29 protein-coding genes are annotated in these 21,381 nt (G+C 71.4%); 2 read left to right on the top strand and 27 right to left on the bottom strand.

The window, feature by feature from the left end:
- The first annotated feature begins 3 nt into the window (after positions 1-3).
- Entirely contained in the window at positions 4-480 is a 477-nt protein-coding gene (locus ABD363_RS15865) for a hypothetical protein (protein ID WP_344603863.1), read from the top strand.
- A 49-nt stretch (positions 481-529) separates the two neighbouring features.
- On the opposite strand, the gene ABD363_RS15860 is transcribed toward ABD363_RS15865, so the two are convergent.
- From ABD363_RS15860 to ABD363_RS15800, 13 genes are all read right to left on the bottom strand, one after another.
- Positions 530-1,921 (bottom strand): hypothetical protein, encoded by a 1,392-nt coding sequence (locus tag ABD363_RS15860; RefSeq protein ID WP_344603861.1) that lies wholly within the window; start codon positions 1,919-1,921, stop codon positions 530-532.
- A 201-nt stretch (positions 1,922-2,122) separates the two neighbouring features.
- A complete protein-coding gene (locus ABD363_RS15855) occupies positions 2,123-2,506 on the bottom strand; it encodes a hypothetical protein (RefSeq protein WP_344603859.1) in 384 nt (127 codons plus the stop codon).
- Between the two features lie 2 nt (positions 2,507-2,508).
- On the bottom strand, positions 2,509-2,871 hold the full coding sequence (locus ABD363_RS15850; protein ID WP_344603857.1) for a hypothetical protein: 363 nt from the start codon (positions 2,869-2,871) through the stop codon (positions 2,509-2,511).
- A 28-nt stretch (positions 2,872-2,899) separates the two neighbouring features.
- Complete coding sequence (locus ABD363_RS15845; RefSeq protein ID WP_344603855.1) at positions 2,900-3,124, bottom strand: ribbon-helix-helix protein, CopG family; 225 nt, start codon at positions 3,122-3,124, stop codon at positions 2,900-2,902.
- Between the two features lie 40 nt (positions 3,125-3,164).
- Complete coding sequence (locus tag ABD363_RS15840) at positions 3,165-4,181, bottom strand: site-specific integrase (RefSeq protein WP_344603853.1); 1,017 nt, start codon at positions 4,179-4,181, stop codon at positions 3,165-3,167.
- A 50-nt stretch (positions 4,182-4,231) separates the two neighbouring features.
- Complete coding sequence (locus tag ABD363_RS15835; protein ID WP_344603851.1) at positions 4,232-6,025, bottom strand: hypothetical protein; 1,794 nt, start codon at positions 6,023-6,025, stop codon at positions 4,232-4,234.
- A gap of 295 nt (positions 6,026-6,320) precedes the next feature.
- Positions 6,321-7,049, bottom strand: coding sequence for a hypothetical protein (locus ABD363_RS15830; RefSeq protein WP_344603849.1), 729 nt, complete (start codon positions 7,047-7,049; stop codon positions 6,321-6,323).
- 756 nt (positions 7,050-7,805) lie between these two features.
- Entirely contained in the window at positions 7,806-8,432 is a 627-nt protein-coding gene (locus ABD363_RS15825) for a hypothetical protein (protein ID WP_344603847.1), read from the bottom strand.
- Between the two features lie 366 nt (positions 8,433-8,798).
- Positions 8,799-9,383 (bottom strand): hypothetical protein, encoded by a 585-nt coding sequence (locus tag ABD363_RS15820; RefSeq protein ID WP_344603845.1) that lies wholly within the window; start codon positions 9,381-9,383, stop codon positions 8,799-8,801.
- Positions 9,383-9,514, bottom strand: a complete 132-nt coding sequence (locus ABD363_RS15815) for a hypothetical protein (RefSeq protein ID WP_344603843.1) — start codon at positions 9,512-9,514, stop codon at positions 9,383-9,385. The genes ABD363_RS15820 and ABD363_RS15815 overlap by 1 nt, the downstream gene beginning before the upstream one ends.
- Positions 9,511-9,945 (bottom strand): hypothetical protein, encoded by a 435-nt coding sequence (locus tag ABD363_RS15810; protein WP_344603841.1) that lies wholly within the window; start codon positions 9,943-9,945, stop codon positions 9,511-9,513. Before ABD363_RS15810 ends, ABD363_RS15815 begins: the two co-directional genes overlap by 4 nt.
- Positions 9,942-10,292, bottom strand: coding sequence for an HNH endonuclease (locus ABD363_RS15805; protein ID WP_344603839.1), 351 nt, complete (start codon positions 10,290-10,292; stop codon positions 9,942-9,944). Before ABD363_RS15805 ends, ABD363_RS15810 begins: the two co-directional genes overlap by 4 nt.
- Positions 10,293-10,573: 281 nt before the next feature.
- On the bottom strand, positions 10,574-11,047 hold the full coding sequence (locus tag ABD363_RS15800) for a hypothetical protein (protein ID WP_344603837.1): 474 nt from the start codon (positions 11,045-11,047) through the stop codon (positions 10,574-10,576).
- A 677-nt stretch (positions 11,048-11,724) separates the two neighbouring features.
- Between ABD363_RS15800 and ABD363_RS15795 the strand changes: the two genes are divergently transcribed.
- The gene (locus ABD363_RS15795; protein ID WP_344603835.1) at positions 11,725-11,940 is read left to right on the top strand and encodes a hypothetical protein; all 216 of its coding nucleotides are present in this window, start codon (positions 11,725-11,727) and stop codon (positions 11,938-11,940) included.
- 65 nt (positions 11,941-12,005) lie between these two features.
- Here ABD363_RS15795 and ABD363_RS15790 read toward each other — a convergent pair whose 3' ends face one another.
- The 14 genes from ABD363_RS15790 to ABD363_RS15725 form a co-directional block, all read right to left on the bottom strand.
- Positions 12,006-12,416: a hypothetical protein gene (locus ABD363_RS15790; RefSeq protein ID WP_344603833.1), complete on the bottom strand. Its 411-nt coding sequence runs from the start codon at positions 12,414-12,416 to the stop codon at positions 12,006-12,008.
- A gap of 137 nt (positions 12,417-12,553) precedes the next feature.
- Positions 12,554-12,877 (bottom strand): hypothetical protein, encoded by a 324-nt coding sequence (locus ABD363_RS15785; RefSeq protein ID WP_344603831.1) that lies wholly within the window; start codon positions 12,875-12,877, stop codon positions 12,554-12,556.
- 128 nt (positions 12,878-13,005) lie between these two features.
- Complete coding sequence (locus ABD363_RS15780; RefSeq protein ID WP_344603829.1) at positions 13,006-14,334, bottom strand: DNA cytosine methyltransferase; 1,329 nt, start codon at positions 14,332-14,334, stop codon at positions 13,006-13,008.
- 160 nt (positions 14,335-14,494) lie between these two features.
- Positions 14,495-14,752 carry a hypothetical protein gene (locus ABD363_RS15775; protein WP_344603827.1) on the bottom strand — a complete coding sequence of 86 codons (258 nt, stop codon included), beginning with the start codon at positions 14,750-14,752 and terminating at the stop codon, positions 14,495-14,497.
- 36 nt (positions 14,753-14,788) lie between these two features.
- Positions 14,789-15,172 carry a hypothetical protein gene (locus ABD363_RS15770; RefSeq protein ID WP_344603825.1) on the bottom strand — a complete coding sequence of 128 codons (384 nt, stop codon included), beginning with the start codon at positions 15,170-15,172 and terminating at the stop codon, positions 14,789-14,791.
- A gap of 67 nt (positions 15,173-15,239) precedes the next feature.
- The gene (locus ABD363_RS15765; protein WP_344603823.1) at positions 15,240-15,767 is read right to left on the bottom strand and encodes a hypothetical protein; all 528 of its coding nucleotides are present in this window, start codon (positions 15,765-15,767) and stop codon (positions 15,240-15,242) included.
- Between the two features lie 28 nt (positions 15,768-15,795).
- Complete coding sequence (locus ABD363_RS15760; RefSeq protein ID WP_344603821.1) at positions 15,796-16,650, bottom strand: hypothetical protein; 855 nt, start codon at positions 16,648-16,650, stop codon at positions 15,796-15,798.
- Between the two features lie 75 nt (positions 16,651-16,725).
- Entirely contained in the window at positions 16,726-17,553 is an 828-nt protein-coding gene (locus ABD363_RS15755; RefSeq protein WP_344603819.1) for a hypothetical protein, read from the bottom strand.
- A gap of 125 nt (positions 17,554-17,678) precedes the next feature.
- Positions 17,679-18,074, bottom strand: a complete 396-nt coding sequence (locus tag ABD363_RS15750; protein WP_344603817.1) for a Vir family protein — start codon at positions 18,072-18,074, stop codon at positions 17,679-17,681.
- Positions 18,075-18,163: 89 nt separating this feature from the next.
- Positions 18,164-18,739 carry a hypothetical protein gene (locus ABD363_RS15745; RefSeq protein ID WP_344603815.1) on the bottom strand — a complete coding sequence of 192 codons (576 nt, stop codon included), beginning with the start codon at positions 18,737-18,739 and terminating at the stop codon, positions 18,164-18,166.
- 108 nt (positions 18,740-18,847) lie between these two features.
- Positions 18,848-19,372 carry a hypothetical protein gene (locus tag ABD363_RS15740; RefSeq protein ID WP_344603813.1) on the bottom strand — a complete coding sequence of 175 codons (525 nt, stop codon included), beginning with the start codon at positions 19,370-19,372 and terminating at the stop codon, positions 18,848-18,850.
- 96 nt (positions 19,373-19,468) lie between these two features.
- Complete coding sequence (locus ABD363_RS15735) at positions 19,469-19,996, bottom strand: hypothetical protein (RefSeq protein ID WP_344603811.1); 528 nt, start codon at positions 19,994-19,996, stop codon at positions 19,469-19,471.
- 81 nt (positions 19,997-20,077) lie between these two features.
- Positions 20,078-20,524, bottom strand: a complete 447-nt coding sequence (locus ABD363_RS15730; RefSeq protein ID WP_344603810.1) for a hypothetical protein — start codon at positions 20,522-20,524, stop codon at positions 20,078-20,080.
- A 180-nt stretch (positions 20,525-20,704) separates the two neighbouring features.
- Positions 20,705-21,313: a hypothetical protein gene (locus tag ABD363_RS15725; RefSeq protein WP_344603808.1), complete on the bottom strand. Its 609-nt coding sequence runs from the start codon at positions 21,311-21,313 to the stop codon at positions 20,705-20,707.
- Between the last annotated feature and the right edge of the window lie 68 nt (positions 21,314-21,381).

The raw sequence follows: 21,381 nt of genomic DNA, 5'->3' as shown, positions 1-21,381 counted from the left end.
GTCATGGGGAGACACAAGTGGGGGAAGACGGCCGGCGCTCTGATCCTGGCCGCGGCCGTGGCAACCGTGAGCGGCTGCAGCAGCTCGGACGACGGGGGCGCCGCGAAGCCGGCCGCGAAGCCGAAAACGGTGACCGTGACGGAGGCGGCGGCCACGTTCCAGACCGCGGTGACGACGTTCGACACTGACGGCGGATGCCTTGAACAGGCGTCGGGGACGTGCTGGGAGCAGATGCAGACGCTCATGGAGTCCGCGCGCACGCTACGGAAGGCTGCGAACGCCCACGAGGGCACGGGGCCTGAGTTCTGGTCGGAGGCGTACGCGCTGATCGACACCATGGAGGAAGGCATCGCGGTGGGCGAGGACCAGGGCGTCCCGGTCGCCGACCTGGAGATGGCAGAGAAACTGTCGAACCGGGACGAGGTCTTCGGGTCCGCACACGACCTGTCCGACTGGCTGGACGCGCACCCCGTCCAGTAAGCACGCCAAGGGCCCCGGAGACTGCAGTCCCGGGGCCCTCGCGCTGCGGTCAGCCGGCGCCCTGGATCAGGTGCACGGTGTTGAGGAACGGCTTGTCAGCCGGGCCCTTGGGGTGCTCGAGGATCGTGATGTCCTCGTGTGTGCAGCCGTTGGCCTGGTGCAGCGCAGGGTTCATGCACTGGCTGCGCGTGTGCTCGGTGACCCACCAGCGGCCGCGGTCGTACCGTCGGGACGGAGCGCCCGTATCGCCGGGGCGCCGGGACGTGAGGGTCGACGGACGCCGGCCGCGGACGGTGACCACGCGGACTGTGCCGTCGTCGACGACGCCGCGGCGGCGGTCGTTGCGCAGCCTCTTGGGCTGGCGTCGCTCCTCGGCGACATCGGTGATGGCCTTGCCCACGCGAGCCTGGGTGATCACGTCCCAGCAGGCGACGACCGCGCGGACGGCAAGCGCTGCGCCCTCGTCCTTGGAGTATGTCTCGTCATCAGCGAACACGTCCCCCTCGGCGACCCGGGCGAACCCGTGAGCGGAGAGCGGCGGTGCGCCAGCCGTGTGGACGTAATGGGTCATCCACCAGTGGACGCGGCCGCCTTGCTCCTCTCGCCCCCAGGACGCCGCGACCAGAGGGGCGAATCCCGGAGACCAGTCGATGGGGGTCTCAAAGACGATCATGCCGTACGGGCTGGGCACGCGGAGTTCGCTGAGCGGCGCCTTGCGGGGCTGGGATGCCTTCCGGGTCGCTACGGCGCTGGTGTCGGCGTCCGCGTAGAACAGCTTGGCGTGACTCAACCGGTCGGCTTCCTGGCCACACAGCAGCCACGCGGCCTCGAGCGGATCGGTTCCGGGGAACATCGCCTGCAGTTCCTCGCCTGGGAGCTCCCTGGCGGTGTTCTCCGGGGTCTCGTCGGCCATGAGTCGGGCGACGAGCTGGCTTCGCCATTCCGGGATCTTCTTCGGGTTGACCGACCAGGGCGCGGCCTTGGTGCCGTCGAAAACGAGCGTCTTGCGGGTGCCGTCCGGGTCGATCATGGAGGCGATGCCGCTCAGCGTGCCCAGCAGCTTGGACAGTCTCCCGCTGTTCAGCCGGTCGAAGGACTTCGCCAGGTACTCGAAGACGTCCGTCCTGCCATCACGCAGGGCGCCGAGAGCCCGCCGGACGTCGGGGTCGAGGGTGTCGAGGTCCGGGAAGTGGTCGAGTAGTTCGTCCCAGTGGTGGCCGTCCTGCTCGATGAGTTCCGTGATCTGCGTGGCGCCGAACAGTGCCACCTCGACGCCCGTGCCGCCCAGGTTGGGGTCGCCCCCACGGGCGATGCGGTGAAGGGTGCGCGCGAACCGCTCGGCCTCCAGGTAGGGGTTGCGGTGGTAGGCGCGCGCAACGGCGGCCAGGTGGCGCCAGTTGTCGACGGTCGCGCGGGTGGCAAGGAAGATTTGGCCTGTCACACGGCCACCGTAGCGAGAGGGACCGACAGTTCGGAGCCACATGCGGAGAGGGCCTGAGCGCTTGAAGGCCGCGCCAGCCGGAGGGGGGCGTCCGGCTGACGCGGCCTGCCACGCTGCGGCAGGGGGGAGGCCGCTGAGGTGGCAACTGGTGTGCGTGTGCCCACGATGTTGAGGGTTACACCATCGGAAGATCAGAAGATTTCAGGCGGAGAAAGCGCCGCCAGGGTCGGCAGGGCCCGGCGCCGGGCCGAGAGCGGCGATCGTCTCATCCACGTCTGCTAGGGCCGAGCGCAGCATGAACACGGCCCCACCGAAGACGAGCCCGGCCGCGCCCGTCTTGATCAGGTCGGCCGGTGTCGCGGTGAATGCGCGGGAGACCCAGCGCGCGCCAGCGTCGTCCTCGTCGACGTACTTGGAGGACTCCAACGCGGCGATGGCCGCGGGCAGCTCGTCCGTGCCCATCGGCCCGAAGTCCTTGACGTCACGGGCCATCTCAACGACCTGGGCGGCCGCGGCCTGTAGGTTCTTCCGGGCCTGCGCCACCGCAAGGATGCGAGAGCCGAGGAAACCGTTGATGTCACTCATGGTCAGCGGTCCTCCGCGGTGGCTTCGGTGAGCGGGGCGTAGTGATAGGCGAGCTGCTGCCACGTCTGGGGTTCGCCGGCGCGGGCCTCGTGCCTGGAGGACGAGAAGCCGACCATGCGCCACATGCCGCGGTCGGGGCCGCTCTTGATGCGCTTCCAGCGGTCGAGGTCGCCGTCCAAAACCTCGGTTGGGCCGTCGTCGCCCGGGTCGTTCTGGTCGACGAGCGACCAGTGGGACCGGTCTGGGTGCGTCCGCTTCCGCTCCTCGTAGGCGGCTACCTGCGCCATGGCGTCCAGGCCGGCGGCAGGTGTTGTGCGGACGCGCTCGAGGTCGTAGGCGTCGGCGAGGGTGGTCAATTCGGCCATGACCGGCAGCGTACGGGGCTGACAGGACTCAGCGGGCGTAGTCGTGCTGAATCCGGTCAGCCTGGGCGCGGGCGGCGATGGTGTCGGCGGCCTGATCGAGCGCGACGAGGAACGGGTCATACGCGGCCTCGAGGACCGCGGTGCGCACGAACTCGTCGATGCTCTGGCCGGCGGCGGCCGCAGCGTGCTGCACCTGGTCCAGCTCGGGGGCCGTCAGAGCGACTGTGAGGGCCTGGGCGTGCGCGGTGTCCATGCGGGGACGGTACCAGCGTCCTGGGGGCCGTCAGGGGCCTTCACGAGGCGCTCCCGGTGGCCTGCTGCTGCGCGAGGAGGGTGCGGCGCATCGTCTCCCAGCGGGTGGGGACCAGGTCCTCCTCCGGCACGCCGGCGGCGTCCTGCTTGATCTGCACGGCGTCGGCGACCTTCTTGTACCACTTGCTGATGCCGCGGCGGCGGATCGGGACGCCGGCGTCGGGGTGAGGCGGGGTCGACAGCCACAGATGCCGGGGCACGCCACCCTGCAGGCGGGTGATCAGCTCGGTGCGGCGGGGGAGCCACTCCTGAAGGCGGCGCCCGGTGTCGCGGCTGAGGGGGATGGTCTCGGGCTGGGGCATCTTCCCGCGCAGTCCGCCCTGGGGCTTGCGGATCAGGGTGAGCGCGTGGGGGGTCTCTCCCTCCAGGGTCAGGTCGTCGACGAGCATGGATTCGAGCTCGCCCAGGCGTGGCAGGACGTCCCGCATCACTGCCCACATGGCCAGGCCGCGGACGACGGCGTCGGGCCGGTCAGCCTCGGGCCACTGCCTGGCCTCTTCCTCCAAGTGGTCGGTGATGAGGTCGGCCATGTTCGGGGAGACGGTGGGCCGCAGCTTCCACGGGGGCAGGTCGGGCATCTCGAACGGGATCTGCGCCTGTTCGGCGATGCGCTCGAGGCAGAAGATCCGGATCCGCTCGGTGGTGTCGTGGCTGGTGGGGTCGGTGGACACTGTGGGCGCGGTGCGCAGGTATCCGCCGCGGCCGTAGAGCAGGTATGCGTGGACGGCGTCCGGGGCGAGGAGCTCGGCGAGGGAGTCGCCGGCTGTCTCGGTCAGGCCCAGGGGGAGCGCCAGGGCGAGCTCGTTGGCGACCCACTCGAGCTGTTGCAGGCGAGCGTCCGACACGACGTCCTTGGCGGTGCCGTTGACCGTGCGGAACGCGTCCAGGACTCGCTCGAGCTCCCGCAGGGCGGGCGCGGTCGAGGGGACGGCGACGAGCCGGGCCGCCGGCGCGGGGCGGACGCTGCTGTCGTCGAGGGGGCGGGCGGGCGAACTCATGACGTAAGAGTGTGCCTTCTTCCCGCCCCTGCGGCTGCACGATGCCCGGCCTAGTTGAGCAGGCCGCGGCGGCGCGGCGGGTTGATCGGCTCCGGCTCGTAGGGGGCCAGGAGGATCGCCTCGGCCCGGTCGGGGGACTTCATGCCGCGGCCCTTCATCTGCTTCTTGGACTCGACGACGGAGTACCCGCCGGCGTTCGATAGGAGCTTCGGCGTGGAGAGCTGAGCCGCGGACTTCTTGTCGATGCGGTAGCGCAACCGGCCGCGGCCGGTGGACGGGTCCGGCTGCAGGAGGCTGCGGGTGGCGAGCCACATCTCGTCTCGCTTGCGGTAGGGCCGCATGACGGCGCCCGGGTCGTCCTGGGAGGGATTCTCGGACACCATCACACCGACGATCTGCGCCCGGTGCTCGCCGTTCTGCCCCCAGGTCTCGAGCATGGACACGACTCCGTGACCGATGCCGTTCTTGTCGACCTTGACGCGGACGGGGTGCGGGGACTTGAGGGCGTCGGCCAGGCGCTGCGCGGCGTGGATCTCCTCGAGGACCTTCTTGGCGACCTTGACCTGGTTGTCATTGGCGGCGCCGGCGGAGGCGTGCCGGTTCTCGATGACGTCGCCGACGGAGCGGGCGATGGCGAACTCGTCGCCGCCGTCGGCCGCGACGTCGACGCCGAGCCGGACCCAGGCGCCTTCGCGGACGGTGTGCGTGGCGGTCTCCCCCTCGAGCCCGAGATCGCACAGGCGGTACCAGCCGGGCCCGGTGGGGTCTTCGGCGTTGACGGCGTCCTCGATCCAGGTGGGCGGGATGACGAGGCCGCCGCCGCCCTTCGGGAAGCGGGCGTACACCTTGGCGATGACGTACGGGTGATCGGGACCGTACGCGCGGATGGTGCGGTCCACCCAGTCCTGGTCTGGCATGTGCCGGGCGAGGGTGTGCAGGTCGTTCGGGTTGGGCGGGCAGTCGGTGCAGTACGGCACCCGTTCCCCTGTGATCGCGGGGGAGGTGAGGGAAGAGATCGGGATGGTGACGGTGGTCGGCTCGTCCGGGTCCTCGCCTTCCAGGCACAGCTCCTCGAACCAGGACGCGGGGTCGTCCATGGCGGGGTTGCCGATGGCGAGCATCGCGGCGTGTCCGCCGGTGAGGAGGTTGTTCGTGCCGTGCCCGATCGCCGGGGCGATACCGCCGGCCTCGTCGACGATCAGCAGGATGTGGGCCATGTGGATGCCCTGCATGGCGGCCTCGTCGTTCGCGGGGGCCGAGAAGCCGTACGCGGCGACGAAGTCGTGCCCCTGCGGGGTGGGCATCTTGTACTGGACGGTGTCGCAGTAGCCGGGCAGTCCGGCCCGGGGCACCACCTTGCGGATGTGGGGCCAGAGCTGCCGCTGAACCTGCCGGAAGCGGGTCGCGGTGGTGATGCACAGCGCGGTGCCGACCGGGTAGACGTTGACGAACCAGACGGCGGCGCGCGCGGCGAGGTGGGTCTTGCCGACTCCGAAGCCGGCCGGGACGGCGACGCGTTTGTGGGTGACGATCGCGTCCAGGACGTCACGCTGCAGGCTCCATATGGACTCGCCGAGAACGTCCTCGACGAACCCCGAGGGGGTGTCCCGCCACAGGCCGTACAGGGAGCCGGTGACGCGCTCGACCTCCCGCATGACGTACGGCCGCTCGCGGGCGGTGATCTCCTGCTTGAAGGCGCGGCGGCGCGCGGCGACGGGGGCGCGGAGCAGGATGTCGGCGACGTTGGCGGCGTCGCGGGATTTCACGCCGGGCCGGCGGGCGCGCTGCAGCTCCTGACGTGAGGGGGCCACGCGGCGTGGGGGCGGGGGCTGCGTGCGGGACATGCCGGGGAAGGTGCAGCGCGCTGGGGTCTAGTGTCGCGGCCTGGCCGGGGCCCATGCCCAGGCCGCCGGCCAGACCGCGAGGTTCCGGCACTGCAATGACGAACTGCACGCCCTGCCTGTCAGGGGTGGCGCCCGTGCCGGAAGTCGGTGCCGGGGTGAGGTCCTCTCCGGGGAGGTGGAGCAGGACCGTCACCCCGGCTCTTGGGGGGTGCGTGGCTGGCTCGTCTTTCCCCGGGGGGATTTCAGGGCGAGAGAGCCAGCCGCACCCTGTAGTACGTCGGGGTTCCCGAATCTGTTACACCTTCGGCGGGAAGGGCCGCAGCCAGCCCTGACGGAAGTACCGGAGCGTGCGTTCCTCGTGCTGGCGCTGCGCCGGGTCGTCGTCCAGGCCGGTGGGGACGGTGAGCCAGGCCGGGGTGATGTCGATCGTCCAGATGGCGTTGCCGAGCGCGGCCGGGTCCGTGACGGCCTCGAGGGGCTTGCCCGCAGCCACCCACTCGTCGATGGCGTCCTTGGCGAGCTGGCGCAGCCGCTCGGTGTCCTCGGGGAGGGGCGGGACGGTACCGGCCGGCTCGAAGACCACGCTGGTGACCTCGCCGACGCTGAACGGGAAGCCGTTCGGGTTCGTCGCCGACGGCCGCACCGAGGCCTCCAGCTTCTTGCCCGTCTGCTCGAGGAGCGCGATGAACGCGGCGACGGCGGAGCAGCCGGGACAGCTGCAGTCCTCCGGGGCGTTCTCATCGCTGGCGTCTTCCTCCTCGTCGGTGTCCTCGGCGGCCGGGGCCGTGCCGGCAGCGGCGTCGAGGCTGGCAAGGAGGTCCTGCTCCTCCTCAGCCCGCCGTATCGCCTCCCGGAACAGAGTCATCTCCGACTCGACGACGGCGCGCTCCAGCGCGGTGAGCGCGAACCATGGGGTGGACTCCTCGCCGGTGACCTGCCGCAGGAAGGCCCGGCGGGTCTCGTAGAAGTGCCGGGTCAGGTGGGGCGGGAGCGTGGTGCGCGGAGGTGTGGTTCGCGTCGTCATGCTGGGGGGAACGCCAGGGGCCGGATTCTGTGACACCCCTCCCCCAGCTGCTGCCGCGGCTGGTGGCGCTCGCGCTGTAGCTGTCCGTTCCCAGCAGAAGTGACCGAGTCCCACTCGTCCTGATCGAAGGACTGACCGGTCCCCTGGGAGAGCACAAAGAAGCACCTATGTCTGCACGTTCTGGAGGTGGAATGCTGTCGATGGCTCCGACTACAGCAGCCAAGTCCAGAGGGAGCAGATCACATGACTCACGTACGTAGGCGCAGGGGCGACGGTCCTTTGATGAGGACCGTCAATCTGCTTGGGATCTTCTCGCCGATCATTGTTGGCGCGGTGGCCCTGGGGCGATGGCTGGCCTTCTGACCACCCCGACCCCATCACATTTGCCCACCAAGTGTTCTGCGCAGTTCTGCCGGGACGATTCGGGGCCCGACCGTCCCGGCAGAACTGACCGGCTGCTGGTCGCATGTCGTCCAGCTATTCACATAGGCCGGGAACGGACAGTAGCGACCCCCGACTCGCGCCGATGCCTGAGCGAAGCGAAGGCATCGGAACCTACTTAATGGTGGTGCTTGATCTTGTTACTAAAGGGGACCAGCCTCCCGGAACCCGGTTACCCGGCGACCGATTCACCGGCGACCGAAAACCGGTCCCCGGTGACCGGGGACCAGGAATCGGTCCCCGGTGTGACCAGGGGCAGGGCAAGAAGAAACCGGCCCCGACAATGCCGGGACCGGTGCGGTGCGGGGTGTTGCTCTACAGGCCGTACCTCTTACGGGCGGCCGTCCGGTGCTGGTACGCCAGAGTCCGGCTGACGCCGGCGTGCTCGGCGATCTGCTCCGGGCTCCACTCGTAGGGCGGCTGCGACAGGGCGAGCACGGCCGCCTGCATGACGCGTACGGCAACTTCACGGCGGGCCCGTGCCGCGTGCACGATCGGGGCCGCCTCGAGGAGCTTGGTCTCGGCGTCCTGGACGCGCTCGACGCCTGCCTCTTCCGCGAACCGGATGAGGTCCTCGTTCGTCTCGGCGTCCGGCAGCGGGTGCGTCTTGTCGCCGAACACGGTCGCGGCGAGGTTCCGCCGGTACCCCATCGGGGACAGACCGACAGTTTTGGCCAGTCCGAGACGCTGCTCGTAGAACCACAGGTGTGCCAGCGCGCGGTCCCGCTCCCCCTGATAGAGGGCGATCTCGGCGTCAGCCTGGCGGACGGCTTCCGCGGCCTTCACGACCAGGTCGTCCGGACGGGCGCTGACGATCAGGTCCTCGGGCCGCTCGGGGCGAAGACCAAGAGCCGTGAGGGCCACGGTCTCGGCCTCCTTGGCGATCTGCTCGTAGTCCGGGCCCTTGATGCGCGGCCCGTACTTGACTCCAGCCTTGGGCATAACGGCTGTTCTCCATTTCGCTGTGGCGCGGTTGTGCGCCGTAGCGGCGACTGGGGCAACCCCATGCCGCCGCATCAACGGGAATGGTACACCCGAGTAAATACCGGTGTCAGGTGTGCCGGGCCGGGAGGGGCACTGACCTGCTGCGGAGCACCGCGAACGCGACGCCGGCGACCACCACCACTTTCCCGTGGGCATCCCGTACGACGCTCTGTCCGGGAGCTGGGTTGCCGGGCGTGTCAGTGGTGGCGATCCGGCCGGCCCCAAGAGTCGGCCCGCCCGGGATCCGCAGGACCCACAGCAGGAACGGACCCAGGCGCAGCCCTCGAGGGCGCCGGAGGCGGCGCTGCAGCGTGACACGGGGGCTCACCGGCGGTGCCCCTTCTGTGCGGCGCGGAGTGCGGCCCGTTCCCTCTTGCTGGCGGCCCACTCCTTCCGCGGGGCGAGCGCGTGCGCCCCCACGGATACGCGGCCCAGAACGACCTCGAGACCGGCCCTCTTCGCGTTCCGTCCCTGCCCGTGCCACAACCAGGAGATGGCGAAGATCGCGGGTGGCACGTTGGGGCTCGCCGGCCACACGCCGACGGTGAACCGGCCGAAGTCGACGAAGTGCGACCGCTGCGCGGACAGCAGCACCTGCACGACGAGGTACACGAGGGCGGAGCCCAGCGATACCCACTGCCACAGCAGGGCGGCGATCAGGGCGTTCGCGGTCCACTCGCCCAGGAACCGGGCCGCCTTCCCCACACGGGACGGGCCCGGCCGGGGGAACCGCACCGTGCCGGGCAGGTGATCGATGGTGTGCGGGTCCTCGTCGGTCCATGCCCAGTGCCGCTCATGCCGCTCGCTCCCAGAGGCGGCGTGCGCGCCCTGGTGCCCGGCGAGCCGCTGGCACTGCAGGGTGAAGAAGAAGCAGGACCAGACGGGGCACTGACGTTGCCGACGGCGCATCACGGCCTCCACGAGGTGAGAAAGTCGAGGAGCCCGTCGACCAGGTCCTCGAAGAGATCGGCGATCCACCCGGCCCCGGACCGCTGCGGTGTGCTGGCATGGGCGCGGCGGGCGCGCTTGCGGCGCCTCATCGGCCGGCCTTCCCGTGCAGGTCGCCGTGGTGTTCCCGATGCGCGCGCACCTGGGCGCGGGTGGCGAACTTGGCGAACATCAGCGTGCGAGAGGCGACCGTGGCGTAGCAGCCGATACGGCTGCCGTTGCCGCCGAACGCCCAGCCGGTCGACACCGGCACGCGCCGGACGGTTCGCCAGCCACCGATCGTGTACCGGCCGAACCGGTGGCCGAAGTCGCGGAACCAGCCGGACGTGGTGCCGCACGGTTCGGGGAAGATGCCGAGGCCGACGGTGTAGCCGAGGACCGTCGCAGCGAAGCCGAGGATTTTTTCGCGGCCGTCGACGTCTGCGCGGATGACCTTCGCGCGCAGGCGGTACTTGCTGCGCCACCCGACGAGATGGAATCGGGCGGTCAGCGGGAACACGCGGGTGCGGCCGGGGGCGGTCATCGGGTCACCGCCATCAGGGCGCGAGCACCGTCGGGGGTGAGCTGGTACTCGCGGCCGTCGGCGTACGTCACCAGAACCTCGCTGGGGAGCTGCGGCCGGCGGACCTTCCACCCGGCCCCGTACGACGCCCTGGGGTTGTCCTCGAACCAGCCATTGCAGACGGTGCACACCAGGAGCAGGTTGTGCGCCTGGTTGATCCACTCCTCCCGGGCGCCGCCCATCCCGCGGTTCACGCGGTGGTGGATGGTCAGGCCCTCCCGGGCGCCGCAGCGCACGCAGGCGCCGCCGTCCCGCTCGTAGACGATCGCCCTCACCACGTCGGTCGGGCCGGTCCGTCGTCGTGCCACAGCACGGTCTCCTCACCTGCCCCGGGCGCCGGGCCGCAGTGTTCACGGCCCTGATCGGGTGCGCGCCGGGGCGAGGCGGGGAGAGTGGGCGACGGCTGCGGCTTGTGTCGCGGCCTGGCAAACTCCGCGCGCATGGAGTCCGAAGTCATAGCTGCGCTGATCGCCACTCCGGCTGTCCTCGTCACTGCGGCCGCGGCATGGATGGCTGGCCGCATAGTGATGTACCGAAGGTGAGGTGACGCGATACGGGCCTGGGGCACCACGTCACCTCACCTCGCGGATCACGCGGCGCGCTGCTCGGCGAGCGCCTGCTCGAGCTCGTCGAGGATCGTCACGATGTCGTCGATCTTCACGTAGGAGATCCCGAAGGTGACGGTGCCGTCGTCGTGGACGTCGAACGCGTACTCCGCGTAGGTCTGCTCGTCGTCGTAGTGGTAACTGCCTGGCTCCGCCTCGGCGAACCCGCCGGGACCCTCGTCGAACCAGTCGGCGCCCCACGTCTCCTTCATCGCGTGGCCGACCGCGGCCTTGGGGACGTGCTCGAACTCGATCGTGGCGCGCCCGTGGTCGTCGAGGCACACCTTCCCCGAGCCTTCGCCGGGCGTCTTCCAGCACAGGGTGGGGCCAAAGCACTGGCACCTGGCGGCGTGGGTCAGGGCGGGGAACGCCGCGATGAACGCGGCTTGCGCGGTCCGCTGGTGCTTGTCCCACGCGTCGGTCCAGTCCCTGAGCGCTTCCTTGACGTGCGGCTGCACATTGCTCCCTTCCGCCTGCGGGGCGGGGCCGCGGAGTTGCGGCCGCAGGACGCACCGCGGGCAAGGAGGGGCACCCTGCACAGAGCGGAATACTTACGTCCGCTCTTGGCGTGGTCGGTCAGCTGGCTGCGGGCTTCGCCACCTGGTCGCACGACTCGAACAGCTCCTCCGACTCGCCGGCCGTGCCGTCCTCAGCCGGTGGTGCCTGCGCTGACGTCGCCGGTGCCGGGCTGTCACCCCTTGGCGGGAGTCACGACCACCACGACAGCACCCACAGATATGACATGCGTCACACTTTCTCGCGGTGACTAAGGCATCTAAAGGCATCATCGCCACTCCACAAAGAGGCAAGCGTCCCCGTGCGCATCACTGCAGGTCACCCGCCGCGCAGATCGCGTTCCATACGCCATTCACCGTGACCCGGTAAAACAAGGCGCTGCTTTCAGGGCATTCTCCCAGGTCAGGCCCCTTCGCCAGCGCGCGACAGAGCACTTTGCCAACCCCTACCCGAGGCGGCCTCGATAAGCGAACTTGGCCGTCACACGGCCCCTCTGACCTGCGCTTCACTAGAACGTGGCCGTCGGTACGGAAGAAGGCCGCCCCTGCCGGGGGGCGGCCTCCTGTCTCCTCCGCGCCGGCGCAGAACCGTTCGAATCCAACACCACGGAGGTACACCCATGATGCCAGCGCACCGCGAGATCACAGGTTCTGAGAACCCGGAGCTGTTCCGCGTACACAAGCCGTCGGGCGCCGCGGCGGGCCTCTTCGGTCTCGCCCTGATCGAGGCGGCCCACCTGTCCGGTCTCATCCCCGACGGACCGGCGGCGGGCGCTCTGCTCGCTCTGGCCGCGGCGGTCCTGTTCGCCCGGGAGTGCGTCTACCGTCGACGGTGACCACCCCGCAGGGGGAGAGGGTCGGAGACTCCGCCCCTCTCCCCCTGCGCCCGGGGCGCGGCGGCTCAGGCCGCGTTGTCGACGTCGTCCCGGACCAGGGGAACGGCCCCGGGGGCATGCTTGAGTGCCATGCGGGCGGCGACCAGGTCCGCGCCTTTGATCCCCTCCGCCTTGCAGCGCTCCCACCACCCATGGCCCTGTACGGCGGCGGTGGCGTCGCGGAGAGCCGCGAACAGCCGATCGTACTCGGCGGCGTCGTCCTCCGTCCAGCCGGGCGACGCGGGCCGTCCGGGGTGCTCCCGGCCCCGTTCCGTCTCCTCCGGCCAGCCGTCATGAGGCTCACGGGACCAGGGGAGGCGGGCCTGCAGCGTGTGGAGGGCGGCGTACAGCTCGGCGGCCGTGCGCTGGGCGACAAGCAGGTCGGCGGGGAAGGCGTGCGGGTCGAACGGGGCCGGTTCGGGGGTGGGGGTGCTCATGCTTCGGAGCCTAGTTCGAGTGACCGACAGCGCTCCGGCTCCGGCTCGTTGCACATCGCAGCGTCGGCCCAACGCGTGGTCTGGTCGGTCATGCCCGGGGCAACGGCGGCGGCCCCCGCCGGGGGGGGCGGCGGGGCTTAGTCCTCGTCGATCCCGAGGTACGCCTGCCCGCCCGCGCCGGCGACCACGTCGCCGACGGGCTTCCTCTCGATCTGCACGCCGTTCTCCGGGGTCCAGGTGGCGATGTGGGCGAGGTCGGAGACGTCGGCGGCCGGGCTCTGCCCGTTAGCCTCGCCGGGCTCCCAGTCGCCTTCGTGCCACGCCTGGGCGTCGTCGGCGAACTGGCCCTCCCTGTCGGCCGTGACCGGGCCACAGAACCAGACGGTGCCCCCTTCCCCCCGCGTGAGGTAGACGCCTCCGGCGTTGTCCTCGTACGCCTTGATGCTGGTGGTGCTGGCCATGGTTTCGCTCCCTCGATTGTGGTGGTTCAGGTGTAGCGGATGGCACTGACAGCCGGGGCGTTCCTTGGTGAATCAGGACGTCCCGGAGCGGCGCCCGGCCCCTGGCGGGGGCCGGGCGCGACCGGGGGTTACGTGACCAGCTCGTAGTCGTCCGTGGTGAGCATGTCGTCCATGGCGTAGAGCTGGGCGAGGTAGTCGCGCACCAGGGCCTCGCCGAGGCCGCCCAGGACGCCGCTGAGGACGACGGCGGCCATGACCGGGGAGACGACGTCGGCGGCCTGCTGGAAGGCGCTGGAGCGGCTTCCGTGCCACGGGTAGGAGCGGCGGAAGCCGACGAGCAGCCCGGCCTCGGCCGCGGTGAGGCGGTAGCCGTCGCGCTCGCGCTTCCAGGTGCGGGACTTGCCGGTGAGGCACCAGGACGGGCCGTCGGCGGAGAAGGTGTTGCCGCCCTTGGCCCGGCCGGTCTTCGGGTCGACGGGGCGGTTGCCGCGGGTGTTGATGCGCTCCCCCGGCTCCCAGCCGAGGGCCTGCGCCATGGACGTGGCGGGGAGCGGCCGGATGCGGACAGTCCTCGTCGCGCCGCTGTACCAGCGGGTGGCGATCATGTAGACGCGCTTGCGGCGGGACGGCAGGCCGTAGTCGGCTGCCTCCAGCACCTCGCGGCTGGCGTACTTCCATTCGGACGAGTAGAACTCCACGGCCAGGTCGTCGAGGATCTCCTCGGGGAGGTTGCTGGACTGCTCCATGGCCATCCAGCGGATCGGCGCACCGGCGGCCTGCAGGGCGATCGGCCAGATGACGACTTCGAGCATGAGCGCGATCCGCGGGTCGGTGACCCCGGCGGCCTCCGCGCGCACCTCGTCCCAGGTGGCGCCGGACCGCTCGCGGTAGCCGACGTGGTAGCCGTGCTCTGCGCACATCGGGCACTCGTCCAGGTCGGGGTACAGGTCGTCACAGTCGATGTCGGTGATGGGCATGGTCCCGGCGGCCTCGCTGACGTACCCGATGGCCTCGCACAGGATGGCGATGTTCTGGGCCTCCAGGCCGGACAGCTTGCCCGCGGGGGAGAACGTGGGGCACGGCGGGCTGATGATGACGGCGCCGGTGTGGCGCAGGGCGATGTGCTCGGGGTCCAGGGTGGTGACGTCGGCGCAGATCCGGCGGTGGCCGGCGGCGCGGGCGGTGGCGCAGGCGTCCGGGGAGATGTCCACGCCGACGGCGTCGACTTTGACGCCCAGGACGGCGGCAATGCCCTCCGACCAGCCGCCAGGCCCGGCGAACAGCTCCACCACGCGGATCGGGTCGCCCGGCAGCGGGGCGAGCAGCCATTCGGCGGGCCACGGGTTGGCGGCGGCTTCCAGGACGGCGTACACCTTCGGCGGGATCGGGCGGCCAGCTTTGCGGGCGAGAGTGGCGACGTGAACGGCGGTTGCGACCGCAGGGGGCAGAGTCCGCACCTGGTGTTCCTCTCTTCGTGGTCCGTGTCGGCGGTTGCTCTCCACCAACACCCCGAATAGTACACCCATACAAATCAGCCGTCGCTTGAACACAGAAAACGCGCACCCTTTTCCGTCGGGTGCGCGTTCTCGTATGGGTTTCCGGTGCTTGTCGTCAGGCTCAGAACGGCGGCTCATCGCTCACGGCCTGGCGCCGCGCCCAGAAGCGGGGCAGGCGGACCAGGGTCTGCACGTCGCTGTAGTTCCAGCAGTCGCAGGGGAACATGTCGGGCTCCTCCGCGCCGGGATGCCCGGACCAGAACCAGCCCTGCCCGCGGCAGTGCGGGCAGCCAGGGCGCGGCGTGTCGGTGAGGACGAGCCGCGGGTTCGGCCACGACAGGAAGCGCAGACGCAGACGGCGACGAGGACGGTTACGCACGGGTGGACTCCTTCGGGCAGTGGGTACGGGAGACGATCAGCCGAACGCGGCGGCGTGCGCCTGCGCCTCAAGCACCGCGGCGGCGGCCTCTACGTCGGCGTGCAGGTCGATACCGCGGCGCACGAGGTCCGCGAGCAGCTCCCCGGGGGTCGGTTCGTCGCCCTGGTCGGTGGCGGCGACGTGCTCGGCGACCGCGGCCCGCAGGGTGGCAAGGTCGGACTCGGCGGCCAGCAGCCGGCGCAGCAGCATCGGCAGCGCGGTGCGGCAGTACCGGCCGAGTGCCTCGGTCGTGTGGCGCCCGGCGAGCGCCTCGGCGTGCACCTCGGCGGTGTCCAAGACGGCGACGATGGACGCGGGCAGACCGGGCCGCAGGTGCGCGTCCAGGGCGGCGAGCTGTTCGGGCGTGGCAGGGGTCAGCACAGGAAGGACTCCGGTTCAGGGAAGGACGCGCCCGGGACGGGGCGGGCCCCGGGCGCGGCGGGCAGGGTCAGAGCGCTTCGCCGCGCACGGTGGGCGGCTCGATGTGGTCATCCGGCTCGCACGGCGCGCCGTGCAACGGGCAGCTGGCCGACCGGAGCGGGATCCCAAGGGGCGTCCGCTCGGCGTTTTCCTCCCCGTCGTGCATCACCTCCGGCGGCAGGAACAGCAGCAGGTCGCGGGGGGCCGTGTCCTCGATACGCTGCAGCAGTTCAAGCACCTCGTGCGGGTTGCGGGGGTCGGCAGTGCCCCACAGGCCGGCGATCTCCTGCGGCACGGCCGGGAGTTGCTCCATCGCGCGCGGGCCGTCCGCGAAGTCCCGCAGGATGCCGCCGTGGGCATCGCGGACGGAGTCCAGGCTCAGCTCGTCGCACTCGGACAGGTACGGGGAGCGGGTGAGGACCAGGTACGCGGCAGTGGGGAACTGGGCGTGCAGCGTCGCGGACACCAGGGACAGCACGGTCTGGGCGGCGGCGCGCGCCTCGGCCAGGGCGTCGTCCAGGACGGACACCGAGGGCAGGGAGGGGGCGGTGGTCACGGCAGAAGTTCCTTCCGAATCAGGTGGGTTAGCGGGCAAGGTGCGGGGCGAGGGAGACCAGGAAGTCGACGCCGACGCCGTGGATCTCGACAGAGGCCGGGCTGGTGTCCCGGACTCGGGCGGCGGAGTCCGGCGCGGGCGCGACGTACCCGTACGGGCCGCTCCCGGACCCGAACGTGATCCCGCCTTGTCCCTCCGTCTGCTCCACGTCCACGTACTGCGCAAGGAACGCGGCCACGCGGCGCTGCAGCCGTCCCCGTACGGCCCGCATGGGCCACGTCTTCGGCTCCGCCGGCTTGGCGGGCAGGAAGCGGGCCACGGCCCGTTCAACGGCGCGCACCGGGCCCTCGATCTGCACATCGGCGACGGGGTTGGTGCCGTTCAGGGTGGCCGAGTAGCGCAGCCCGCTGGAGGACCAGGTGACGGTCGACGTGTTCCGCAGCAGTCCCCCGCGCTCGTACGTGGCGGCGCCCTGGGCACGCATCGCGGCGCCGATCTCGTAGAGCAGCGCCAGACGCGCGCGGGCCGGGTCGTCGTCCTGGCGGGCATGGGCGGCCTCGTCATCGACGACGGGCAGCACCAGGCGCAGCACCTCGCGGGCGACCTTCGCAGGGGCCAGGACGGGCAGCGTGAGGTCCGGCCGGTACGGCTCACGGCCGGGGAGCTGCCACCCGATCTCGGTTTCCCACGGGCGGGCGACCAGGACGAGGGCGCGCTCACCCTGCACCAGGCGGGCGGCGGGGTGCCGGGCGGTCCACCACGGCACGTAGGGCTCGACGGTCCAGGGCACGCCGGCGCGGGCAGGCAGCAGCGCGGCGACGTGCTCGGCAAGGGTCTGCGCCGGGCTGGCGGGGAGGGACGGGGCGGTGACGGGCACGGTCATGCGTGGAACCTTCCAGGAGGGGGCCGCACCCCCGAGGGGGGAGTGCCGGGGGTGCGGCCGGGCGCGGGGAGGGGATCAGATGAGGAGCGGAGCGAGGCTGAGCAGCAGGTCGGCGCCGACGTTGGCGAAGTGGGCGGCGACCCGGCGGGAGCTGTCGGCGCCGGTGGCCGGCTCGTCGCTCGCGGGCAGCGCGATGTACCCGTTCACGTCGTCGTGGTGGCCGAACTCGACACTGTGGGCGTCCACGGCCCGCACCTGCGGGAACCGGTCCGTCAGATGCCGCGTGAACCCGCTGCCGACGTCGTCGGATCCGGCGGGCCCGGCGGCGGGCAGCAGGACCGGCAGGACCCCGTACAGGCCGCTGACGGGCCCCTCGTAGGACACGGTCAGGTTGCCGGTGCTGGTGATGGCCCACAGCCCCCACTCGGCGCCGTTGTCCAGCGTCCAGGTGAGACCGACCCCGTCCGGGTGGGCGACGACGTCCAGGTGCGCGCCGTGGTCGATCAGGGAGAACCCGATCTCGTTCAGGTCGGCTGTGGTGTCGATGACGACCTGGTCACGGCCGTGGGCGCTGCGGGTGGCGCGGGCGGCTTCCCGGTCCATACGGGGCAGGACGATGCGCAGCACCAGGGCGGACAGCTCGGCGACGGGGTCCGGGCCGGTCTCGGTGACGACGACGTCCGGAGCGACGGGGGCCATGCTGTCCCGGTCGGCGTAGACCTCGACGCGGCCTCCCAGCTCGACGACGTCCAGGGCACGGTTGCCCTGCACGAGGCGGGACATCGCGCCGCCCGCGCGGATGAGCTGGGGAGCGGGCTCGACCGTCCAGGGCACGCCCCGGCGGGCGGGCAGCAGGGCGGCGAGCGGAGCGGCGGTCTCGGCGTGGGAAATGAGAGTCGACACGAGGTGTTCCTCCGGTTCGTGGTCGGTCCGGCGCGGTGCTCTCCGGCCGGGGGATCTGGTCATGCGGGTGGTGCTTGCGTCGCGCGCGCCCGGGGCGTGCGGGCCCCGGGCGCGCGGGCCGGCCCTCAGCCCACGTGCAGGCTGGGCGGGTCGAAGGTGACGGTGAGGGTGTCGGAGCTGTTGAGCGGGTCGACCAGGTACGACTGGTGCTCGATGAGGGCTTCGTCCGCCTCGGTGTCGTCGAGGTCGAGGGTGTCGGTGCTGCCGTCGGAGAACGTGACCTCGGCCCCGGACTCGTCCCAGAAGTAGCCGTTGTCCCACTTGGTGGTGGTGAACACGGCGCGCACCGGCGTGCGGGTGTCGTCGTCCTCGTCGAGCGTTTCCCGGATGGAGTCGCGGATGGTGGTCGGCAGCTCGGCCTCGATCCGCTCGCGGAGGATGCGCCCGGCCTCCGAGTGCAGGTTGGCCAGCTCGTGGTCGTCGAGCGTGTCCAGGTCGGGCAGGGTGGTCGCGCTGCTCATGTCGGGTGTCCCTTCGGGGTGTTGCGGTGGGTGGTGGTGGGGGCCGCGCCCCGGGGCGGCTCGTACGTCCGGCCCCGGGGCGCGGCGGTTCAGCGCCCGGTAATGGCGCGGATCACGGCGGCGGACCGCTGGGCAAGCGCGTCGAGCCCGTCGGTGGCGCTGGCACCTTCGAGGTAGACGCCCTCGTCGTACGCCTTCACGCCGTCCGGCAGGGCGGGCGCCGTGGGGAAGTTGTCGCGCGGGTGTGCCTCGTACGTGATGCTCAGGTCGCCCTGGTAGTCCGTGGTGAACTCGAAGACGGTGGTGGCGCGGGGAGGCGCCACAACGCCGGTTACGCCCCAGAATCCGGACTCCGCCGTCCAGCCGTCGCCGAGGATGCGGGCAGTTGCGCGCGCGATGTCGGAGATGCTGAATCGGTACTCCGTGCCCGGCGCGGGCGAGCAGTTGCCGCGCTCGGCGTAGTAGTCGCGCTGAGCGCGGGCAAGGACGGTCTCGGCGTCTCCGTCCTGCTTGTCACGGTCGGCGAGGTGCAGGAGATCGGAAATCAGGTCGGCGATGCTGACGCGGCCGTGGGTGGCGGCGTACAGCTCCCATGCGGGGCGGGCGTGCTCGGCACAGCGGGCCGTAGAGGTGCTGTTACCCGGGTCTTGGGCGATGTCGTTCACGGGGGTGTTCCTCCGGTTCGTGGTTGGCCCGGCGTGCTCTCGCCGGGGGGAACGCCGGGCGGGCGGGTCCTGTGACAGCCGGCCCGCCCGGCGAGGGGGGCGCGGGGTCTACTGGGCGCCGGGGTCGGCGTACATGCGGCGGGCGGCGCGCCTAGTGGATTTGCGGAGCGCGTCCTCAGCCATCCGGCGGATGCGGGCGCGTTCCTGGGCTGCGGTGATCTGGGCGGCCTGGTGCCGGGCGGCGTCGGCGCGCATCTCGTCGACGCGGGCCTGCCAGGCTCGGACGGCGTCCTCTGCGGTGTCCCCCTCGGAGACGTCCCACAGGGCGGAGCTGCCCCGCAGGTCGGCCAGGAGGACGCGGTCGAACGGGAACGCGCGGAGCATGACCGGCCCGCCGGTGGTCCACTTCGTGACCAGGATGTAGAGGCGGGACAGGTCCGCGTCGGCGGGGAGGGCGGGGCAGTCGAACGCGCGGTGGGTCCGGGTGGTGATGGCGCCGTGAGCCTGGCAGCCAGCGAACGGGACGCCGGGGCCCTGCTCGGCTCCGCCGCACGCAGCGCGGGGGCAGGTGCAGCCCTGCGGCTGCCCGCCGGTGCGCGCGTGGATGTGCACGGCCAGCAGGTTGGTACGCATCGGGTGTTCCTCCGGTTCGTGGTTGGCCCGGCGTGCTCTCGCCGGGGGGAACGCCGGGCGGGCGGGTCCTGTGACACGCCCGCCCGGCCGTGCAGGTCAACGGTGGTGGTAGGCGCGCCGGTTGTCCTCGGCGATCTCGCCGGCGAGTTTCATCCAGTCCCGCAAGGCGGTGAACACGTCCGTGAGCCATCCGGCGGCGTCGGCGTCGGCCCGCGCGGTGTCGGCGTGGAGCTGCTCCAGCCGGTCCCGCAGGGCCGTTTCCCGCTCGGCGAGCCAGTCGGCAAGCGGGTTGAGCGGGTCGGGGAACGGCAGGCGGCGGCCGGTGATCGGCTGCTTCACGTAGTCGGTGAAGTCCGTGGGGAAGCGGGTCGCCGGGTGGTCGAGAGCGAGCGTGTCGGCGATGAACAGTTCCTCCCAGGCTTCGGACGGCACATCGTGGCCGGCGAGTCCGGGGATGGTGCTCGGCTTGTAGGCGGCCAGCGTGTCAGCGGCGGCGTCGAGGTGCCGGGCGATGTCGCCGAGGACGCGGAGGGTCTCCGGCGGGGCGAAGCGGTCGCGGGCGATCTGGGCCAGGATCCGGGCGCGCTCGGCTGCGGCGGCGTACGGGCTGGGCGTGGCGCTCATGAGTGTCTCCGTCTCCGGTGCGTGAAGGGGGGGGGCCGGGGCGCGGCGGGGGGAGGGCCGCGCCCCGGCGGCCAGGGGAGGTCAGGCGGCGGCGCGGGCGGCGGCCGGGCGACCGAGGGCGAGCGCGGCGAGGAAGTCGGCCACCTGCTCGTTCTTCGGGCGGAAGCCGGAGAGGGCGACGGCGCGGATGTCCTCGCGGGTCCACTGGGCGGCGGGGATGACGCGGTGGCGCTTCTTGCGGGCCAAGTCGCCGGTGCGGGGGATGGTCAGGCCCTTCTTCCCCTTGCGCTTCTTCACGGTGGTGCCCTCACCCGGGACGCGGCCGGCGGCCTTGGCCTTCTTCGTGATGATGGCCGCGTAGTTGTGCGCGATCAGCGGGGCGACGCCACCGGCCATCATGTGGTCGGAAGCGGCGGCGGGACCGGCGTTCACGGCCTTAACGGCGTTGCGGATCTTGCGGGCGGTGCGGGCGCGGTCTCGGAGGACGGCGCGGCGGGGGTCCACCTTGTGGGTGCGGGCAGAAGCCATCGGGTGCTCCTCGGTTCGTGGTCGTCGGCGGTGCTCTCCGCCAACACCTCGAATACTACACCCTTACGAATCAGATGGGAAGCGGGGCGGTGGATGAACCAGCATTTCCGCAGGTAGAACCGCCCCTTATTTCATCCGGCGCGGGCAGGCTTATTCGTTTCGGGTTACCGTTCTGGGCGGTCAGAACAGGGCATCTGCGGCAGGGGCCGGTGCTGGGGCGGACCGGCGGGGGCGCGGGGCGCGGGGCGCGGCCGGCTCGTCCCCGAACAGCGCTTCGGTGCCGTTCGCGTGCGCCACGGCCGGTACGGGGCGCGCCACCTCGCTGTCGTCCACCAGGGCGAGCGGCGCGCCCTCCTCGAAGTCGGAGCGGCGCATGGTGGCCCAGTTGCGGCCCTGGGAATCGGCGGCAGTGGTCAAGGCGGTCTCTCCTGTCTGTACGACCTGAAACGGGTGGTCGGCGTGGCGGTCGCGCCGGCTGAGCCAGCGGCACGACTGCGGGTCGTTGGAGTGCTGCGTGAGGGTGACGGGTCCGGCTTCCTTCATGGCACTCACGGACTCGTCCCATTCGGCGTTCAGCCGGTCGAGCCGGCGGCCGGTGAAGGCTTCCGCAGAGTGGTAGACGCGGGCGCCGTCCACGTACTTGGTATGCGTGATCCACTCCCGGTGTGCGACTGCGGCCCGGTGGCTTTCGGTGGTGTACCGGTAGTGCTCCAGGTCGAGGCGGATACCGTCGGTCGTGGTGACGGACGCGGTGCGCACCAGGACGGCGCCCTTGTAGACGCGGGACATGGCGGGTTCCTCCGGGAGCGGTCTGGGCCGGGGGCGCAACGCGGGGCGCCCCCGGCGGGCGGTAGGCG

It is taken from the genome of Streptomyces glaucus (genome assembly GCF_039533365.1).
Lineage (GTDB): Bacteria > Actinomycetota > Actinomycetes > Streptomycetales > Streptomycetaceae > Streptomyces > Streptomyces glaucus.
Note: the sequence above shows the minus strand (reverse complement) of the source record. Positions and strands in the feature narration are given on the sequence as shown.

Coding starts and splice junctions, on each gene's coding strand:
- ABD363_RS15865 (WP_344603863.1), top strand. CDS start 4: ATGGGGAGACACAAGTGGGGGAAGACGGCCGGCGCTCTGATCCTGGCC.
- ABD363_RS15855 (WP_344603859.1), bottom strand. CDS start 2,506: ATGAGTGACATCAACGGTTTCCTCGGCTCTCGCATCCTTGCGGTGGCG.
- ABD363_RS15850 (WP_344603857.1), bottom strand. CDS start 2,871: ATGGCCGAATTGACCACCCTCGCCGACGCCTACGACCTCGAGCGCGTC.
- ABD363_RS15845 (WP_344603855.1), bottom strand. CDS start 3,124: ATGGACACCGCGCACGCCCAGGCCCTCACAGTCGCTCTGACGGCCCCC.
- ABD363_RS15840 (WP_344603853.1), bottom strand. CDS start 4,181: ATGAGTTCGCCCGCCCGCCCCCTCGACGACAGCAGCGTCCGCCCCGCG.
- ABD363_RS15835 (WP_344603851.1), bottom strand. CDS start 6,025: ATGTCCCGCACGCAGCCCCCGCCCCCACGCCGCGTGGCCCCCTCACGT.
- ABD363_RS15830 (WP_344603849.1), bottom strand. CDS start 7,049: ATGACGACGCGAACCACACCTCCGCGCACCACGCTCCCGCCCCACCTG.
- ABD363_RS15825 (WP_344603847.1), bottom strand. CDS start 8,432: ATGCCCAAGGCTGGAGTCAAGTACGGGCCGCGCATCAAGGGCCCGGAC.
- ABD363_RS15820 (WP_344603845.1), bottom strand. CDS start 9,383: ATGCGCCGTCGGCAACGTCAGTGCCCCGTCTGGTCCTGCTTCTTCTTC.
- ABD363_RS15815 (WP_344603843.1), bottom strand. CDS start 9,514: ATGAGGCGCCGCAAGCGCGCCCGCCGCGCCCATGCCAGCACACCGCAG.
- ABD363_RS15810 (WP_344603841.1), bottom strand. CDS start 9,945: ATGACCGCCCCCGGCCGCACCCGCGTGTTCCCGCTGACCGCCCGATTC.
- ABD363_RS15795 (WP_344603835.1), top strand. CDS start 11,725: ATGATGCCAGCGCACCGCGAGATCACAGGTTCTGAGAACCCGGAGCTG.
- ABD363_RS15790 (WP_344603833.1), bottom strand. CDS start 12,416: ATGAGCACCCCCACCCCCGAACCGGCCCCGTTCGACCCGCACGCCTTC.
- ABD363_RS15785 (WP_344603831.1), bottom strand. CDS start 12,877: ATGGCCAGCACCACCAGCATCAAGGCGTACGAGGACAACGCCGGAGGC.
- ABD363_RS15760 (WP_344603821.1), bottom strand. CDS start 16,650: ATGACCGTGCCCGTCACCGCCCCGTCCCTCCCCGCCAGCCCGGCGCAG.
- ABD363_RS15750 (WP_344603817.1), bottom strand. CDS start 18,074: ATGAGCAGCGCGACCACCCTGCCCGACCTGGACACGCTCGACGACCAC.
- ABD363_RS15740 (WP_344603813.1), bottom strand. CDS start 19,372: ATGCGTACCAACCTGCTGGCCGTGCACATCCACGCGCGCACCGGCGGG.
- ABD363_RS15735 (WP_344603811.1), bottom strand. CDS start 19,996: ATGAGCGCCACGCCCAGCCCGTACGCCGCCGCAGCCGAGCGCGCCCGG.
- ABD363_RS15730 (WP_344603810.1), bottom strand. CDS start 20,524: ATGGCTTCTGCCCGCACCCACAAGGTGGACCCCCGCCGCGCCGTCCTC.
- ABD363_RS15725 (WP_344603808.1), bottom strand. CDS start 21,313: ATGTCCCGCGTCTACAAGGGCGCCGTCCTGGTGCGCACCGCGTCCGTC.